15 protein-coding genes and 2 pseudogenes are annotated in these 16,097 nt (G+C 43.9%); 3 read left to right on the forward strand and 14 right to left on the reverse strand.

The genetic code is table 11. The features are described 5' to 3' along the window. Window positions 1-22: 22 nt before the first annotated feature. From cutD to A372_RS0103715, 5 genes are all read right to left on the reverse strand, one after another. Window positions 23-985: a choline TMA-lyase-activating enzyme gene (gene cutD / locus A372_RS0103695; protein ID WP_019419494.1), complete on the reverse strand. Its 963-nt coding sequence runs from the start codon at window positions 983-985 to the stop codon at window positions 23-25. An 88-nt stretch (window positions 986-1,073) separates the two neighbouring features. Continuing rightward, window positions 1,074-3,629: a choline trimethylamine-lyase gene (gene cutC, locus A372_RS0103700; RefSeq protein WP_019419495.1), complete on the reverse strand. Its 2,556-nt coding sequence runs from the start codon at window positions 3,627-3,629 to the stop codon at window positions 1,074-1,076. Between the two features lie 35 nt (window positions 3,630-3,664). Next, window positions 3,665-4,807, reverse strand: a complete 1,143-nt coding sequence (locus tag A372_RS0103705) for a 1-propanol dehydrogenase PduQ (RefSeq protein WP_019419496.1) — start codon at window positions 4,805-4,807, stop codon at window positions 3,665-3,667. 36 nt (window positions 4,808-4,843) lie between these two features. Continuing rightward, on the reverse strand, window positions 4,844-5,137 hold the full coding sequence (locus A372_RS0103710) for a BMC domain-containing protein (protein WP_019419497.1): 294 nt from the start codon (window positions 5,135-5,137) through the stop codon (window positions 4,844-4,846). A 24-nt stretch (window positions 5,138-5,161) separates the two neighbouring features. After that, window positions 5,162-5,458 (reverse strand): BMC domain-containing protein, encoded by a 297-nt coding sequence (locus A372_RS0103715; protein ID WP_019419498.1) that lies wholly within the window; start codon window positions 5,456-5,458, stop codon window positions 5,162-5,164. Between the two features lie 316 nt (window positions 5,459-5,774). Between A372_RS0103715 and A372_RS0103720 the strand changes: the two genes are divergently transcribed. The 3 genes from A372_RS0103720 (at window position 5,775) to A372_RS0103730 (ending at window position 8,744) form a co-directional block, all read left to right on the forward strand. Next, window positions 5,775-6,722 carry a choline kinase family protein gene (locus A372_RS0103720; RefSeq protein ID WP_019419499.1) on the forward strand — a complete coding sequence of 316 codons (948 nt, stop codon included), beginning with the start codon at window positions 5,775-5,777 and terminating at the stop codon, window positions 6,720-6,722. 444 nt (window positions 6,723-7,166) lie between these two features. Beyond that, entirely contained in the window at window positions 7,167-8,114 is a 948-nt protein-coding gene (locus tag A372_RS0103725; RefSeq protein WP_019419500.1) for a helix-turn-helix transcriptional regulator, read from the forward strand. Between the two features lie 54 nt (window positions 8,115-8,168). Then, window positions 8,169-8,744 carry a type 1 glutamine amidotransferase family protein gene (locus A372_RS0103730; RefSeq protein ID WP_019419501.1) on the forward strand — a complete coding sequence of 192 codons (576 nt, stop codon included), beginning with the start codon at window positions 8,169-8,171 and terminating at the stop codon, window positions 8,742-8,744. An 80-nt stretch (window positions 8,745-8,824) separates the two neighbouring features. Here the strand turns inward: A372_RS0103730 and A372_RS36045 are convergent. From A372_RS36045 to A372_RS36055, 9 genes and pseudogenes are all read right to left on the reverse strand, one after another. Beyond that, window positions 8,825-9,576, reverse strand: a pseudogene (locus tag A372_RS36045) (nucleotide disphospho-sugar-binding domain-containing protein). A 260-nt stretch (window positions 9,577-9,836) separates the two neighbouring features. Further along, on the reverse strand, window positions 9,837-11,339 hold the full coding sequence (locus tag A372_RS0103745) for a thiol-activated cytolysin family protein (protein WP_019419502.1): 1,503 nt from the start codon (window positions 11,337-11,339) through the stop codon (window positions 9,837-9,839). 447 nt (window positions 11,340-11,786) lie between these two features. Beyond that, window positions 11,787-11,963, reverse strand: coding sequence for an IS3 family transposase (locus A372_RS39440; RefSeq protein WP_443146825.1), 177 nt, complete (start codon window positions 11,961-11,963; stop codon window positions 11,787-11,789). Continuing rightward, window positions 11,879-12,439: a DDE-type integrase/transposase/recombinase gene (locus A372_RS39445; protein ID WP_443146826.1), complete on the reverse strand. Its 561-nt coding sequence runs from the start codon at window positions 12,437-12,439 to the stop codon at window positions 11,879-11,881. The genes A372_RS39440 and A372_RS39445 overlap by 85 nt, the downstream gene beginning before the upstream one ends. A 57-nt stretch (window positions 12,440-12,496) precedes the next feature. Next, window positions 12,497-12,868: a transposase gene (locus tag A372_RS39450; RefSeq protein WP_019419504.1), complete on the reverse strand. Its 372-nt coding sequence runs from the start codon at window positions 12,866-12,868 to the stop codon at window positions 12,497-12,499. A gap of 282 nt (window positions 12,869-13,150) precedes the next feature. Beyond that, window positions 13,151-13,819 carry a hypothetical protein gene (locus tag A372_RS0103770; RefSeq protein ID WP_019419506.1) on the reverse strand — a complete coding sequence of 223 codons (669 nt, stop codon included), beginning with the start codon at window positions 13,817-13,819 and terminating at the stop codon, window positions 13,151-13,153. Between the two features lie 842 nt (window positions 13,820-14,661). Further along, window positions 14,662-15,255 carry a YdeI/OmpD-associated family protein gene (locus tag A372_RS0103780; protein ID WP_026010877.1) on the reverse strand — a complete coding sequence of 198 codons (594 nt, stop codon included), beginning with the start codon at window positions 15,253-15,255 and terminating at the stop codon, window positions 14,662-14,664. A gap of 110 nt (window positions 15,256-15,365) precedes the next feature. Beyond that, window positions 15,366-15,671, reverse strand: a pseudogene (locus A372_RS0103785) (excinuclease ABC subunit A); the annotation flags it as partial. A gap of 139 nt (window positions 15,672-15,810) precedes the next feature. Continuing rightward, window positions 15,811-16,097: thiol-activated cytolysin C-terminal domain-containing protein (locus A372_RS36055; protein ID WP_272943454.1), on the reverse strand; the 287-nt coding region annotated here is incomplete at its 5' end.

The raw sequence follows: 16,097 nt of genomic DNA on the forward strand, positions 1-16,097 counted from the left end.
TGCGAGTTTCGAAAGCATGTTCTTAATGTTTGATAACCCGTACCGGGAAATCGTATTGGCTGATTTGACGTTCAATACGCTCCAGATCGGCTTCATTAAGGCTTAAATCACGTTCAACGGTGTAAACCATATCCAATTGCCTGTATTTGTTAATCCCCAGCTTGTGATAAGGGAGCAAATCGATGCCTTGAAAATTCCGGTATTCCTTAAAGGGAAGCAGAAACTCCACCGTTTTGCGGATGGTGTCCTCATCATCATTGAGCCCCTTCATTAGCGGCATCCGCACCTCTACGTTATGTTTGCGAGTGATCAGTTCCCGCAAATTTTCGAGAATGCGCTCGTTGCGTACACCAGTCAGTTGATAATGGCGGTCTGAATCCATTTGTTTCAAATCGTACAATATCAGATCGGTATATTCGGCCATGGCCAAAATCGCTTCCGGTTTGGTATGCCCAGAGGTTTCAATGGCCGTATGGATTCCGGCGCGCTTGCATTCCTTAAGCAAATTGACCGCAAATTCAGACTGCGCACATACTTCGCCGCCGCCCAACGTGACGCCGCCGCCGGACGTAGTGTAGAACAGCATATCCTGCTCTACAATTTCCACAATTTCCGATACTGTCATATTCATCCCGCCGATTGAGAGCGCCCGCGCGGGACAAACCTTCTCACATTCCCGGCAGCCAATGCAATCAATCTTCCGATCAACCACATGCTGCGGCTTGGACGGCTCCTGCGAGCCGGAAGTGTCCAAACGGTGGATTCCCCGGGGACACGCCGCAACACATGCGCCGCAATCGTTGCACAAATCCCGTTGGTACATCACCTGATATTTCTTTTCCAGACCCTCCGGGTTCGCACACCACTGACAGCGCAGAGGACATCCCTTGAAGAAAACAAGCGTCCGGATACCGGGGCCGTCGTATATGGAATATTTTTGAATGTTGAAAATACGTGCCTGCCTTTCCGGCATACCTGACTCCATAGCTGTGGCTCCTTCCTTTGCCGCATATCTAAATGCCTGAATGTCTCTTCCCCGGCGTACAGCGCCGGAGAAGAGGCACGGGGCTATTTTAGAAATGCTCAATCATTGTTCTGCTGATGATCTCATCCTGCACTTCTTTACACAACTCCACAAAGTATGCGCTATAGCCAGCGACCCGAATGATTAAATCACGGTATTGATCAGGATTTTGCTGCGCTTTAATCAGCGTTTCATTATCCACATAACTGAACTGCATTTGGCCGTTTCCGAGAATGGAGGCCGTCCGCAACAGATTAATCAATCCGTTCTCTCCTTCAGGTGTTTCCAGCAAACCGCGCAAAAGCTTGAAGTTATGCACCATACCAATATTCATGGCCTCGACATCTATCTTGCTCACCGATTTGATGATAGCCGTCGGTCCCTTTTTGTCATGGCCCTGGGTAGGGCTGATACCGTCGGACAGCGGCAGCCAAGCTTTGCGCCCATTGGCGGTAGCACCGGTCATCTCGCCGAAAGGCGTATTGTTCGAAATAGAAAGCGTACCATGGCTGAAGGTAGAATACAGCGTTTTAAATTTGCGGTGATAGTTCTCAGTCCACCCGGTGATATCGGCGGCGATGCGATCGGCATAATCGTCGTCGTTGCCGAATTTTGGCGCGTCCAGACAATCCTTGTGGATCTGCTCATAACCTTCGAAATCGGCCAGCAACGCGTCACGGATTTGCTCGAGCGAATATTTTTTGTCATCGTAAACCAGCTTCTTGATGGCAGCCATCGAATCGGCGTAAGTTGCCAGACCGGACCAGATCAAGCCAGGTCCCCAGTTATACATGGCGCCACCAGCGGAAACGTCGCGACCACTCTCCATCGTGCCTTCATACATGATGGACATAAGCGGCTTCGGCGCATAATTACGGTGAACGCGCTGGCTGATTACAGTACCCACTGCGGAAAGCTCGGTGATGTATTCTACCTGCTTCTTAACCGCCGCTTCAAATTCCTCATAGGTCTTGAAGTTGCGCAAATCGCCCATGTCCAATCCTGGCTCACTTCCGTGCCAGAGCATTTTGCCACGGTTAAGGACGAACTCAATGGCAATCGGCCACTGGGTGTATCCGGTGGAGGTCCACTGATACAAGCGTCCGGATTTTTGCGGCTCCACACAGCCCATCAGACAGTAATCGCGGGCATCTTCGATACTGCAGCCCTTCATCAGCATCATCTTGATGTGGGAATCGTCGAAATGGCAGGCCGGGAAGCCCAAACCCGCACGGACAACATCCACAATCTTCTTCAAATATTTCTGAGGAGAACTATTGTGGATACGGCAAGCGAGCGAAGGCTGATAAACGCCGACATGACGTACCGCATCCATGAGCAGATAAGTCAAGTCGTTGGTGGCGTCGCCGCCCTCTCGTTTTTGCCCGCCGACACACATATTGACGAAAGGCTGGTAGCCGGCAAAAAACTTGGAGCCGCCCGCACTAGACACCCACATCATTTCCGAGCATTTGATCAGGAAACAGCCTGCAATCTCAAATGCTTCAAACTCTGTCAGACGGCCGGCTTTTCTGTCTGCCTCATAGAAAGGATACATATATTGGTCCACACGGCCGACAGACATGCCTGTCTGATTTTCTTCCACCACGAGCAAAGATTCTACGGTCCAGACCGATTGCACTGCCTCATGGAATGTAGTCGGCGCATGAGCCGGCACGCGAGCGTTGACCTCGCCGATTTTTTGCAACTCCGCCTTGCGCTTCGGATTTGTTTCTTTAGCAGCCAGCTGGTATGCATATTCAGACATCCGTTTGGCATACGCCATTACGCCTTCGGTCGTGTCCAGCACGGATTTATAGTAATAGATTTTGTCGATGTCTTCCGGGTTTTGCATGGACAGCTTCGCAAGATGCTCCTTGGCTTCCCGCTGGATATCCAGCATCCCTTTCTTCATTAGAATGACATCGTAGCCTGGGTTGGAGTCTCCGCCGCCGTTGATCTGATGATAAGAAAGATCGCTGACGAATGCTTCGCCGGAAAACTCCCAAAGACCAGCATCCCGATATTGCTGTTCACATATTTCATCCACCGATTTGCCTTCCCAGAACGGGAACAGTTCCTCGTGCATGATCCGTTTGTCTTCCTCGGAGATGTAGAACGGATCCTGAGGACGGTTGTGAATGGTGTCGAGCTCATCCCGGGTCCAGCGCCAAGCAATGTCAGGCGAGAAAGCTCCCGCACGCGGCGCACCGCAAGGATGACCAACGATCAACTCGTTGTCCTGGATGAGCAGCGGAGCTTCTTCACACGCTCTACGGAAAGCCTTGGCACGCAGCATAATCTCTGGCAGGCCTGGATTTTCCTTGTATACCTGAGTAAAGGCTCTGGCACGGTAGGTTGTAATGCTTGGCGTAGCGGTCAAATAATGTTCTTTCAAAGCCCGCAAACGCTCGGTCATTCCTTCCGGGTATGCGCATTCTTCCTTACGAAGCTGGCCGAGGCTTTGTTCGACCTGCGGCTGAGCTCCCTTATCCGAAAGCTGTTTTGAAATTCCCTGGAACAGCTTCATGATCGCTTCTCGTTCTTGAGGAGCCATGGCCTTCGTTGCTTTGGCAAATTTGCTTGAAAACTCATGAATATCCAATATTTTTCCCTCGCAATCTTGTTAAATTTATATATTTAAAAGCTTTTACGGTAAATGTGCTCCAACTCTTCTTCCGTTGGCTGACGAGGGTTGGTTGGCGTACAGCGGTCAGCCATCGCGGTCCGCGCCATGCGTGACACCGCCTCATCAAAAGCATCCTGGTCAACGCCAAGCTCACGGATTCCGTTTTCGATACCGATGGACTGTTTCAACTTTCCAATCGCCTGGATCAAACTTACGGTTCCTTCACGGGCGGTTCGGGCCGGCAAGTGCAGCAGTGAAGCGAGCCTAGCATAGCGTTCGCAAACCCTGTCTATGACTTTTCCGCCCAAGTTGGCGTTATACTCCATTACCGCCTCTAAAAGCAGAGAATTTACACGTCCGTGTGCAATGTGAAACGTTCCGCCAAAGGCGTGGGACATACTGTGAATGATACCAAGACCAGCGTTAGTAAATGCCATTCCCGCCATACAGGACGCATTCTGCACCCGATCCCGCGCCTCTGCATCTGCCGGATCATGGTAAAGCGTTTCCAGATGAGCAAATACCAATTGGACAGCTTTTTCGGCTAACGCATCGGTAAAGTCGGTCGCTTTGGTAGAGACATAAGCCTCCAGCGCATGGGTAAGAACGTCCATTCCGGTGTCCACCACTATTTTGTTTGGCAATTGCTTGGTAAGGGTGGAGTCGAGAATCGCTATGTCCGGTGCGATAAAATCGTCCACGATAACAATTTTGTCTCCGTCCACCGTAATCACCGAAAAGTCGGTCACTTCCGATCCGGTGCCGCTGGTGGATGGAATGGCGACAAACGATGGTTTGATAAAAGGCTCGTCTTTCTCCTGAGCATATTGCCGGGCGAAGTACAGAACGCCCTTCGCTGTATCAATGACGGAGCCGCCGCCCAGCGCCAGTAACACATCAGCGCCGCTCTCCCAATACACTTGAAGCGCTTCTGCCACAATACTCACACTCGGATCGGGCTTCACACCGGTATACACTGCAGTGGAGATTCCACCGCTTTGTAGCAGATCAACCACCTGGCCGAGATATCCCAGCTTCTCCATCATCTGATCGGATACGATGCAGGCTTTCGTGCCTTGAATTTTCGCCAGTTTCTTCAGTGACTGTTCGCCTGAATATACCTTCGATTTCATAACAAAGATGTCGTTTATCACGGGCACCTCCCTTGAATTTCTGTCGATAACCTGCCCCTAAGATAGAAGGGCATAGCGGGCAATGATCTTTTCGATGTCTGGGTGTGGATTGGGAATAACGTTTGAAGAGTACACCTCAGTCTCCATCGCCTGTACAGCGGCGACGCCAGCATCTACTGCAGCCCTTACAGCCCCTACATCTCCACGAACAAGGACAGATATATAACCGGACGCCACGTTTTCGTAACCGATCAAATCTACATCGGCCGCTTTGCACATGGCATCCGCCGCTTCCATGACGAATACAATTCCAAAGGTTTCAATGAAACCCAATGCATCATGCTTGCTCATGAACCTTTCTCCCTTCCCGACGATTTATGCGTTAATTGAGTGCGCTTTCACGATTCCTGCAATAGAACTGAGCGGACGCGGCATCACATTATAGGCAGTGACTTTGCCAATCTTCGCTGCCGCTTCAGCGCCAGCCTCTACTGCCGAACGAACCGCCGCGACATCACCTTTTACCATTATTGTTACGAGCGTGGAACCAACATTCTCGTAGGATACCAGAACAACATCTGCTGCTTTTAGCATAGCGTCCGCCGCTTGGATGGCAGGAACCATGCCCAATGTTTCCACAAGCCCGAGAGCTTCTTCTCCCCGGTATTCCATTCGAACCTCACCTCACCTGGGTAATTTTTATTTGTGAATCCGCTGTAATATTAGATATTTAACTCTTACTAGCAGGTTAACATAGGTTCGCCCCGTTATTATGGAGGATTCGGTAGCTGATTTTAGGATTCTAATGCCCCTTTTCCCGACAATCTGGTACAAAAACGTCTTTCTTGCATCACAAGTACCAGAATGTCCTCAAGCTCGTTCATTTCATTGAATTTATCCTCCTATCTTGTTATAATTGTGGCAAAATCTGTACGGCGAATGTGTGCCATGTTAACGCATGCATATGGAATGCCGAGAAAAGGCTATCATGAAACCTCTAACCGACTTTTTATCCAAACAAATGAATATGGAAGACCTGGTGCAGCAAAAACTACGTCTTTTTTTTGAAGATGATCGTATTGTTTTTGACAAATCTCGTTTTGCGGGCGGGTTGACCAATTATAACTACATTATGAATATCCACGGAACGGAGTATGTCATTCGCAAGCCCGGTAACCTGACGGATCAAATGATCGACCGCAGGATAGAGCGTGTGAACAACGGCATCGCTTCGGAGTTTGGCGTGAATTCGGAATGTATATATTTCGATGAGGAAAGCGGCATTAAGATCAGCAAGTATATTCCCGTTAGCAAAACGCTAGCCGCGGCAGGCCCCTTGGCTTTGCAAAGCCTGCAGTCCGTTTCTTCTTTACTGAAGAAGATTCACGGTAGTCCCAAGCACTTCCCTAACAAGTTTGATTGGCTCAGTGAACTTGCCAAATATGAAACCATTGTCACGCAGCTCAACGGAGAATTGTTTTTTGACTATGCTTCCTTAAAAGAGCAATTGCTTCGTTTCATGCAAGACCATGTCAAACATGTCATTTCCGTACCATGCCATAATGATACGGTTCCGGAGAATTTTCTCGTAGATGGGAAAGGCAGCGTCTATTTGATAGATTGGGAATATTCCGGAATGAACGATCCAGCCTTTGATATTGCTGCGTATATCATCGAATCGCATTTGACAGCAGAGGCGATTGACCAACTGTTTGAAGCCTACTACGGCAATACGTTTACGCAGGATGATCTGATGAAGGTCAAATGCTATATGATGGCCCAGGATTTGTTATGGACGGTATGGGCTCTGCCGCGCCATTATACGGGGGATGATTACCTGGATTACTTCTCGCTGCGCTATAACCGCCTGCGTCGAAATATTCAAGTATTAAGCATGCAGCCGGATTATCCTATTGCTGATATGGTGATGCGTTAGCACTAGCCGACGCTTGTGCTGGAATGACAAACTTTCGGAGCTTTACCCAGTCCCTTTTTAAAACGATCGACCAGTTGGATAATATACAAAAAACCTGTATTTTCTTATCTAAATAGATAAAAAAGTACAGGTTTTTGTAATTTGAGCAATGTGATTCTTGTTGTATTAGTAATGATAATGATATTGCTTGAAGTTCCGACGAATCAGTCTATTTCTATTTTCTTTAGCAACATCTATAATTGCACGAATTTGCTTTTTTTGATATCAATTCTCAGTTATCATTCCGAGCTTTTAATTCCTCTAACTCTTTTTGCAATCTCTGTGCCCCCACTTGAGCCCCTTCCCATGTAGTGTCCGTGTCCATGAACTCTACGCATATCAAGCAATCTTGGGATTTGATATAATACATCACAAAATACAGAAATGCTTGTAGAAGGTGATGTTTTGAAGATTGACAGGTTGATAAGCATTATTGGTGTATTAACAAATAAAGAACGGGTTATGATTCAAGAATTAGCGGATAAATTTGAAGTAACGAAACGTACCATATTCCGTGATTTAGACACATTAAACATGGCTGGTATTCCGATTGTTTCGTTTCCTGGGATCGGAGGCGGAATTTCAGTAGCAGAGGGATATAAGGTAAATCGAAGTATTTTATCAGAAGCGGATATTAAGAACCTGTATGTCGGATTACATGGATTGAGAAGCATTGAAAGTAAAGGTTCAATTCAGTATTTAATCAACAAACTATTGCCAAAAGTTGAAAGCATGATTCTTGCTGAAAGTGATATCATCATTGATCTTTCATCATGGTTTGAAGAAAGTGAAATGCAAAAAAAGATCAAACAATTACATACCGCAATTGTGAATAGGCAGTGCATTGAAATGAACTATATTGCGAAGCACGCTCAATCCAAGAGAGTGATTGAGCCTCATAAACTTATTTTCAAGCAGACATATTGGTATCTATACGGTTTCTGTTTGGAGAAACATGATTTTCGCTTATTTAAATTGTCTCAAATCTTATCTTTTGAGGTATTGGACAGCACATTTAGCTATAGACCGAATAGTGAGATCAACTTTGATTTCATGAACACGACTTCTTCCTCGGAATACTCGTCGGATTGCTCCATAGAAGTAATATTGGAGTGTGACAATGAGGATAAGTTTGATATCGTGGACAAAATCGGATCAACCTATTTACTGCCTAGTGATGACCGTGAAAGTGAAAAAAGCTTGATTCGCTTTTATACATCGAATATGGCTTGGGTTGCAGATTTCGTAATTATCCTTCAAGGGAAGGTTCATGCATTGGAACCCGCTTCCCTACGTCAAATCGTGAAAAGTAAACTTGAAAACATGGTTTCCTTCTATAAAGATGACATATAGCTGTCACCTATACCCCTGTACAATGATAATAAATAAAGAAAGGGAGTTGAGAGCATGGAAAAAGAAGTACTTGTGTTTATTTCAGAAAATTATGCGGACTGGGAAAGTGCGTATATTTGTGCAGAACTGAATAAACCAGACACAGGATTCAGCGTGAAAACGTTGGCAGTTACGAAAAATCCGATCAAATCAATGGGTGGTTTCACGATTATACCAGACTATTCATTTGCGGAACTTCCAACGCATTTTCATTTGCTTATCCTGGTAGGCGGAACTTCGTGGATGAAGCGGGAAAATGATGATGTGAAGCAAGTAGTAGATTTGTGTGTGGAAAAAGGAATTCCGGTTGCGGCGATATGTGATGCAAGTACGTTTTTGGCGGATAAAGGATATTTAGATGATATCGAGCATACAGGCAATTCACTTCCCTATTTAGAGGAATATGCACCAGGATATAAAGGCTCAGAGCACTTTATTGAAAAGCAAGTAGTTTCAAATGAAAGATTCATTACGGCTAACGGAACATCAGCGGTTGAGTTTGCTAAAGAAATCCTTTCTTATTTGCAGGTCATGCCTGAAGACCAACTGGATGAATGGTATCACATGTTTAAAGTCGGCTTTTACAAATAAAGGTCGTTAGTTACTAGTAATATAAAATGCTCATGATTGATTCGTGTGTACTAGGGAATCAATCATGAGCATTACGGGGACTAATGTTGGCTAATAAATTCTAAAATCTCATCAACTGCTTTTACATACCCACCTGATTCTTGAAAGGATTGCTGCATGTTTGCAGCAGCATTCATGAAAGATGAGTGGCTTAACACATGTTCTGCGGCTTCGCGAAGTTGATTTGCAGTTAATCCTTGCATATGTAAGGTAACACACGCTCCGACTTTGGAGACTTGTTCTGCAATGACAGGCTGATCCGCGCTTTGCGGGATAACAATGAGCGGTACCCCGTAATAGAGACCTTCATGGACACTATTCATGCCGCCATGTGTAATGAACAATTTAGCGTATTGCACTATTTGCGGCACAACGTTTTTCACGATGAAGTTTGCAGGAATCTCCCCTAAATCAGCAATATGGACTTTATCCCCGATCGACATGACGATCGTATGCTCCATGTCCCCCGATGCCTCAAAACACATCTTATAGAAATCAATCGATTGGTTAAAGACGGTACCAAGTGAAATGTAAATGAGGCTTTTCCCCTGATTTGCAGTAAGGTCGAAGTCTTTTTGATGTATTCGTGCAGAGATGGATGGGCCTACAAATTGATAAGAATGATCGAGTCAAATGTTCGTACGATAGCTCCCGTTTATTCCATTCACTCCCGATAAGCTTCTATACAAAAGTATACGACCTCTTCACCACGTGAAATAAGCTCCTGCACAACTCCAATCGTAGGATTGATATGACCCTCTGAGCCGCCATTTATAAATAAAACACGCGCCATTATTATCACTCCTTATACGGTTGACATCCATTGTGCCAGATTAAGGGCATTCCCATACCATCACTTGAATCTAATCATGAAATTAAGTTTATCATAGTATACAAATAGTACAAAGAATTTTTGTATAACCCCCGAACATCTCTTCACTACCGATGTAATTAGTACAAATCTTATCATAAATGAGTAAGTAGCAAAAACATGCAAAAGCAAAAAAAACATCTCCCCAAATGCCAAATGAATGGGGAGATGTTCAGATATGATTAGTTAGTAATGGATGATTTCGGATATAACGTTGTTCCCCAAATCGAAACGTTAATATTGCTAGTTAACGGAACGTTATATTCATCAATAACTGTTCTCCACCATTCCCAGGCAAGACCTGTACATTCTCTTGCAAAAATTTTGATGTTCTTGGCATTAGGCGGAAGTGGAATCTCTGTCGAGAAATGCGCTGTTTTATCGCGCCAGTTTCCTTCCCATGTTTTATGAGTCACGATCTCTTGTCCATTTTCATCAAATGTAAACTCGTCCCAAGACACTTCAAACTGAGCTACATATGCACCGCTATGATCAAGCGTTATTTTACCTTTCGTATATTCTGTCGTTTTAGTCTCGATATAGTCTGTATTGTTGTGAACCGCAGCTATGGAATTGTCTTTCAAGAAGACACTGGTATATGAAATAGGGTATGCTGGATTCTTACTGCTAAATTCTGCATTGTCCTTGATTACATTTTGGATGACATCGAAGTCTTTTGAGACGACCTGGTTATGTGTTTGTGCATCGCCGCCTAATACAACAGCAGTAAACGAACTGTTTTCATAAATATCTTTGTACTGTCCGCTAGCTTGTATGCTAGGATTATTGAGCAATAATTTAAATGCTGTTTGTACATCGCTGCTCTTTGAGGTCGTCTCCAATTTCACGTAAATGGTTCTGCCATAAGCTACGTTAGATACCATTAGTGGCGGAGCCTCATTACTTACCCCTTTACGGACTAATTCAGCAAACGTCACACTGTCATCGAACAAATCCGACGGATTGTTAGGAAGCGCTGCACTTACGGTATAAAAGATTTGCTTATAAGCAGCAACCATCACTTTTTTCTCGCCGCTTGCGACCGCGTTAAAGTCGATTCCGAGCGTACCGTTAAGCACTTTAGAGTTTACATTCAGTGCACTGGCAATTTGATTTTGGCTGTAAACCATGGATTCTGCGTACTGTAATCTCGCAGGCAGTGTATGCGTGTCGGAATACTTCTCACCCCAAGTAGACACGAGCTGATCAACGGCACTAGAAACACTTCCATAAGTTGGATTTTGAACCGTAATTGTATTTTCACTCTTCAACCCAGGCAGATCAATGCTAATATCTAATGGTTTTCTCGCGGCCATAACCAGACTAGGCTGATTATCCGCAAAATCCTGATTTGCAAGCTGTATTGCGCCTGGATAAGTACGATTCGTGATCGAATCAATAATTGAAATATCTACGGGTGAGGTTGTGAGTGATTTTTTATCCCGTTCAACCACGATAAATTTACCATTGGACTGGATGCCTTCTTTGGGAACAAAACTACTGATTTGATCACCTTTTACGGCCAAAACTTCATTACGATTATAATTTAGACCTGCGATCCCGCTATCAATATCATTCAGTTCGTTTGTTGCAGCGAAGGAAACACTCGAATAAGTAAACACATGTAAACCAATTAATAGACTTACGAGCACTTTTAGTCCTTTCGCATGTTTTGATTTCCTCATAAAGATCTCCTCCTTTGATGTAAAAACTGTATCGGTATTTTGGTATAAAATTATGATATTTCTAGAAAAATTACAAAGCTCCGTAACTTTTATAACACAAGTTATAATGAGTCTGATTCAAGCATCTTGCGTAATAAATGCCTATTCTTGGGCTTTCCGAATAATTCTGAAATCGTATATACAACACGATATTTCCAAAAATACTTAGACTGAATGGATTGCGTTTTTCCATTTTTAAATTTGAGAAATGGAAATCTACTTGGTAATCCATCCGATCCGGACGTAATTCGGCATACCTTCCCCAAGAAATCATAATGTCCAATTGGCGAGCCGGCCTCTTCCCCACCGATGCCGAAAGCAATGCGAATCCCCCGTCGCTGCAAATAAAAATCTCTCCTATGCATCGCATTATGGTCATACCTCTGTCAAGTAGACAGATGAAAAAAGCTATGCAGCCAGCGCGTGCCGATACTCAATTGGCGCGCGCTGTTTGAGTTTGGCTTGAAAGCGCTGATAATTATAAAAGTAGATATACTCTTCTATAGTTTGATGAATCTCAGCTTCTGACGTACACTTGTGAAAATACAACTTCTCTGTCTTGAGATGCGAAAAGAAGGATTCGATGCAGGCGTTATCCAGGCAGGTTGCTTTGCGAGAGTGGCTGCCTTTGACGCTGAATGCTTCCAATCGTGAGTTGTAGGCCTGAGACGTGTACTGGAAGCCCTGATCTGAATGGAGCACGGCTTCCAGTACACGTCTCTTTTTCGTGTCCACTGCTCAATCGTATCCAACACCAGCTTTACATCGTTGCGCTCGGATAATTGCCAAGCCACAACTTCATTGTTGAACAGATCTTGTATCGCCGACAGGTAATAAAAACGTGTGCCGTCGGAGATATACGTAATATCGGTGACTAGCTTCTGCTGCGGACCTACAGCATGGAATTGTCGCTTCAAACGGTTAGGATACACGACGGAAGGCGTAGAACTAGAACGTTTTCGTTTCTTGCGAATGACGGACTGGATGGATAATTCCTTCATAAGCCGCCATACTTTTTTATGGTTAACACGATAACCAGCCTCCCATAAAGCTGTCATCATACGAGGATATCCGAAATAGGGGTGCGCAAAGTGAATAGCCATCATGTGCTCCTTGATCTAGTGATCCCTTGTTTGTCTTTCGGCCCTTAATGACCGTGTCGCCCGCCACTTGTAATAACTAGCCCTAGGTACCCCCGCAATGGCTAACAAACGCGCAACATCATAGTGATCACGCAGCTCTTCAATTACTTGGTAGTTGTCCTGCGGGCTGAGCGTGCCTCCTTTACCAGATTTGGATACCGCTTTACGGATATCGAACGCTTCTCCATGCTGCCACTTCCTTACCCATACTTTTAATTGGGTACAGTTTCTGATTTCTAACTTTTCCGATACCGCTTTATAGCTGGCCTCCCCTTCTAAATACGCTTTGACTGCTGCTAGTTTGAAATCTTCGGTATACTGTTGAAACACTTGTCCCTTTTTAGCCATGGAAAAATCCCCTCCAAGTTCACTCTTGCTCCTCATGATAGCACAAGGTTTTTTTTGAGTGTCTACTTAAAGGGGATAATACCATTGCTTTCTACTTCGATTAGTTTTTTCTTTTATCCATGTAGTCCTTAATCAAGTCTATAAGACCCACCAGAATCGTCATGACAATAGAATGCCAAAAAGGTTTAACATAGCTTACATCTGCATCATAGATATAGAAGTAAGCTACTACAAAGTTGGCTATGAAGAAAATCAAATATACCAACATTTAATCATCTCGTCTCAAAACCAGGGATCTACAACAGTAGATTTTCTTATATCTGTACCAAAAGAACCACCAGTTCCATTTGAATTTTTTGTAACTCTCATTTCTTTTTTGATTTCATAATCTCCAAGGAAATTACCGTTCATATCAAAACGCCCCGGACCCAATTCTCGGTAGTAGTATTTGATGAAAGTATATAAGTCTTCTTTTTCAGAATTCACGAAGTAATAGCCACCAAATCCCCCAATTGCTACTGCAAGAAGTTCTTGCCAAGATGTTGTTATCTTTTTCGCCCAAGCAGCAAAGGTTAAGGAAAAAGCTGTTTTTGTTGCTGCTGTGAATTTTTCGGATCTTACAATATCGTATGTTTTATTATGCACATACGGAGTCGGATAAGAAGCAAAAACTGAAATAGACCTTTCAGTGGAAGGGGTGATTTGTGATGCTGAGATAAGTAAATTATTTGCCTTTGTTACAGCTTCAGGCGTTGTTTGCTTTAACATCAATTTGCCATCTACAATTTGAAAATCGATGTTGTTTTTCTCTAGGATGCTTATAACTCTTTCATAAGGCGCAGGTGGAGCTTCTGTCCTGTTCTGTGGAATGTCTGGACTTGCTGATACAGCAGACATGAACAAACTGCAACAAAGAAGTAAGGTCAAAGATGCAATAGATACTTTTTTCATCTTCTCAAACCTCCCATATTGTGGTGCGTTTAGATAAATCTAAACGATACTAAAAATTTAACATATTAGTAGATGTTTGTATGTCGAAAAATGACATATTTATAAAAATTTTTGAGAAGCGTTTGTATGTATATCAGAAGAATTTTCTTAGCGATTTACCTAGTGGTAATTACGTTTTTGGGAATAATCATTCTGCCGCCAAAAAACAGCACTCAATCTGCTTACGCAGAACGGGGGCTAAATAGATATAAAAATGAATCGTTTAATCTTTTGTCTCCGCATGGCAGCAGATGCCGTGCCTTTCTAGAATCGTTTTGACGATCGTAAGCCCGAGACCCGTTCCCGATATTTCTTTATGCCGCGAGCTTACCTCTACGTAAAAGGGCTCCTATACTCGGGATACATCGGTTCTCTCTCTTGGAAGGCTGTTGCTCATGTGCAGCACCATTTCGGCATCCTGTTACTCGAAAACCACATCGGTTCCGTTCACCCGCCGCATATTTCACCGCATTGCCGATCAGGTTCTGAAAAACCATCCGGATTTTGTCTGGATCCGCTGCAATCAGAGGATTACCCGGCAGCTCATCGCGAATAACTAACTGCAAATACCTTGATTTCAGCTCGATGCAAATTTTCCGGCACATTCTTGGAACAAATCTCTCACGGCACTTATATCCTTAAAATAAAAAAGCCACGATTTCTGCGGATTCTTAAGCATATAAGCTCTTGTCCCCCGACTTGTTGTCGGTTGACAAGAACTTTATCCTATTCCTGATCTTCAATTGCCGCGATAACAAAAGAAACTCATCGAATATACTAATCTCATTTAATCCCTTAATCCCTTAATCCCTTAATCCCTTTCCATTGAGAATTTGCTGCATACATTTTTCAACCCTTGACTCCCGAGTTTTGGATTGTTTGGGTTCAGAAAAATAAAGAATGTATGCTCTTTGCCGTCCCGGCGTCAATGCTTCAAAAGCAGTTTTCAAGGCAGGGATTTCATCGATTTTATTTTGAAATTCTTCAGGAATTATGAATTCTGTCTTCTTTTTAAAATTCACTTCCAAACCGGCTTTTTCAACTTCAATGGCTTCATAAATATAGGCTTTCAAGATGGCTTCCATTGCAACTATTTCTCGAACATTGGTGAACCGAATCTGGCGCGCCGCCTGTACATTCTCCGTTTGTTGGATTAGAATCCCATGGGCATCCTGTAACAAGGCACCTTTGTGAAACAGAAGCGCACAATAGTCTTTAAATCCATGTATTAAAACTATGTTTTTTTTCTCAAACGTGTAACAAGGATGCATCCACTTAAATACTTCGGTCAGCTCGCATTCAAGAACGATATTTCTCAACTTCTCATATTCTTCCCTCCACTTTTTGGCTTTACTTAAATATTCATCAACCTTTGGATTCATTCTACTCTTTGTCATAATGTCATTTTAACTTTATTCACCAGTCTTGTATAACGCTGGACGAGAATAAAGTTTGCCCAAAAGAGCTTTATCGTGCTTCCTACGAATGCCGCAAAGGCGGATATCAATCACCTGCTCAAATACTTGCTTGTAAGTGAATGTTTTGCGCTTAAAAGCTGTTTTGGTGTGCCTTCGAATATGACTTTACCGCCATTGTTGCCGCCTTCGGGACCCATATCTATGATCCAATCGGCATTTCTGATGACATCTAGGTTATGTTCGATCACAATGACAGTATTTCCGGCATCTACTTCTACAAGGCGATTCATGATAGCCAGCAGATGGGCGATATCCGACATGTGCAGTCCGGTCGTCGGCTCGTCCATGACGTAAATACTTCCCTTTTTATGCAGTTCGCTGGCCTGCTTGATCTTGGACGGGTTTATAATGTCCTTCCCCCTCTTTCCCCTTTGTAATGAATAATAAGCAAAATCATGCAAAAGCAAGTTGCCGTAAATAGTCTGGAAAGTAAAGAAAATCTCCCCAAATAAATGGGGAGATTTTCAGAAATGACTAGTGACTGATGGCTGCTGACGGATATAACGTTGTTCCCCAAATCGAAACTTTTATATTGCTGGTTAACGGAACGTTAGGTTCATCTAAAATTGTTCTCCACCATTCCCAGGCAAGACCTGTACATTCTCTTGCAAAAATTTTGATGTTCTTGGCATTAGGTGGAAGTGGAATCTCTGTCGAGAAATGCGCTGTTTTATCGCGCCAATTTCCATCCCAAGTCTTATGAGTAATGATTTCTTGTCCATTTGCATCATATGAAAATTCGTCCCAAGACACTTCAAACT

The organism is Paenibacillus sp. OSY-SE (assembly GCF_000283315.1).
Taxonomy (GTDB): Bacteria; Bacillota; Bacilli; order Paenibacillales; family Paenibacillaceae; genus Paenibacillus_B; species Paenibacillus_B profundus.

Coding starts and splice junctions, on each gene's coding strand:
- cutD (WP_019419494.1), bottom strand. CDS start 985: ATGGAGTCAGGTATGCCGGAAAGGCAGGCACGTATTTTCAACATTCAA.
- A372_RS0103710 (WP_019419497.1), bottom strand. CDS start 5,137: ATGAGCAAGCATGATGCATTGGGTTTCATTGAAACCTTTGGAATTGTA.
- A372_RS0103715 (WP_019419498.1), bottom strand. CDS start 5,458: ATGGAATACCGGGGAGAAGAAGCTCTCGGGCTTGTGGAAACATTGGGC.
- A372_RS0103720 (WP_019419499.1), top strand. CDS start 5,775: ATGAAACCTCTAACCGACTTTTTATCCAAACAAATGAATATGGAAGAC.
- A372_RS0103730 (WP_019419501.1), top strand. CDS start 8,169: ATGGAAAAAGAAGTACTTGTGTTTATTTCAGAAAATTATGCGGACTGG.
- A372_RS0103745 (WP_019419502.1), bottom strand. CDS start 11,339: ATGAGGAAATCAAAACATGCGAAAGGACTAAAAGTGCTCGTAAGTCTA.
- A372_RS39445 (WP_443146826.1), bottom strand. CDS start 12,439: ATGATGACAGCTTTATGGGAGGCTGGTTATCGTGTTAACCATAAAAAA.
- A372_RS39450 (WP_019419504.1), bottom strand. CDS start 12,868: ATGGCTAAAAAGGGACAAGTGTTTCAACAGTATACCGAAGATTTCAAA.
- A372_RS0103770 (WP_019419506.1), bottom strand. CDS start 13,819: ATGAAAAAAGTATCTATTGCATCTTTGACCTTACTTCTTTGTTGCAGT.
- A372_RS0103780 (WP_026010877.1), bottom strand. CDS start 15,255: ATGACAAAGAGTAGAATGAATCCAAAGGTTGATGAATATTTAAGTAAA.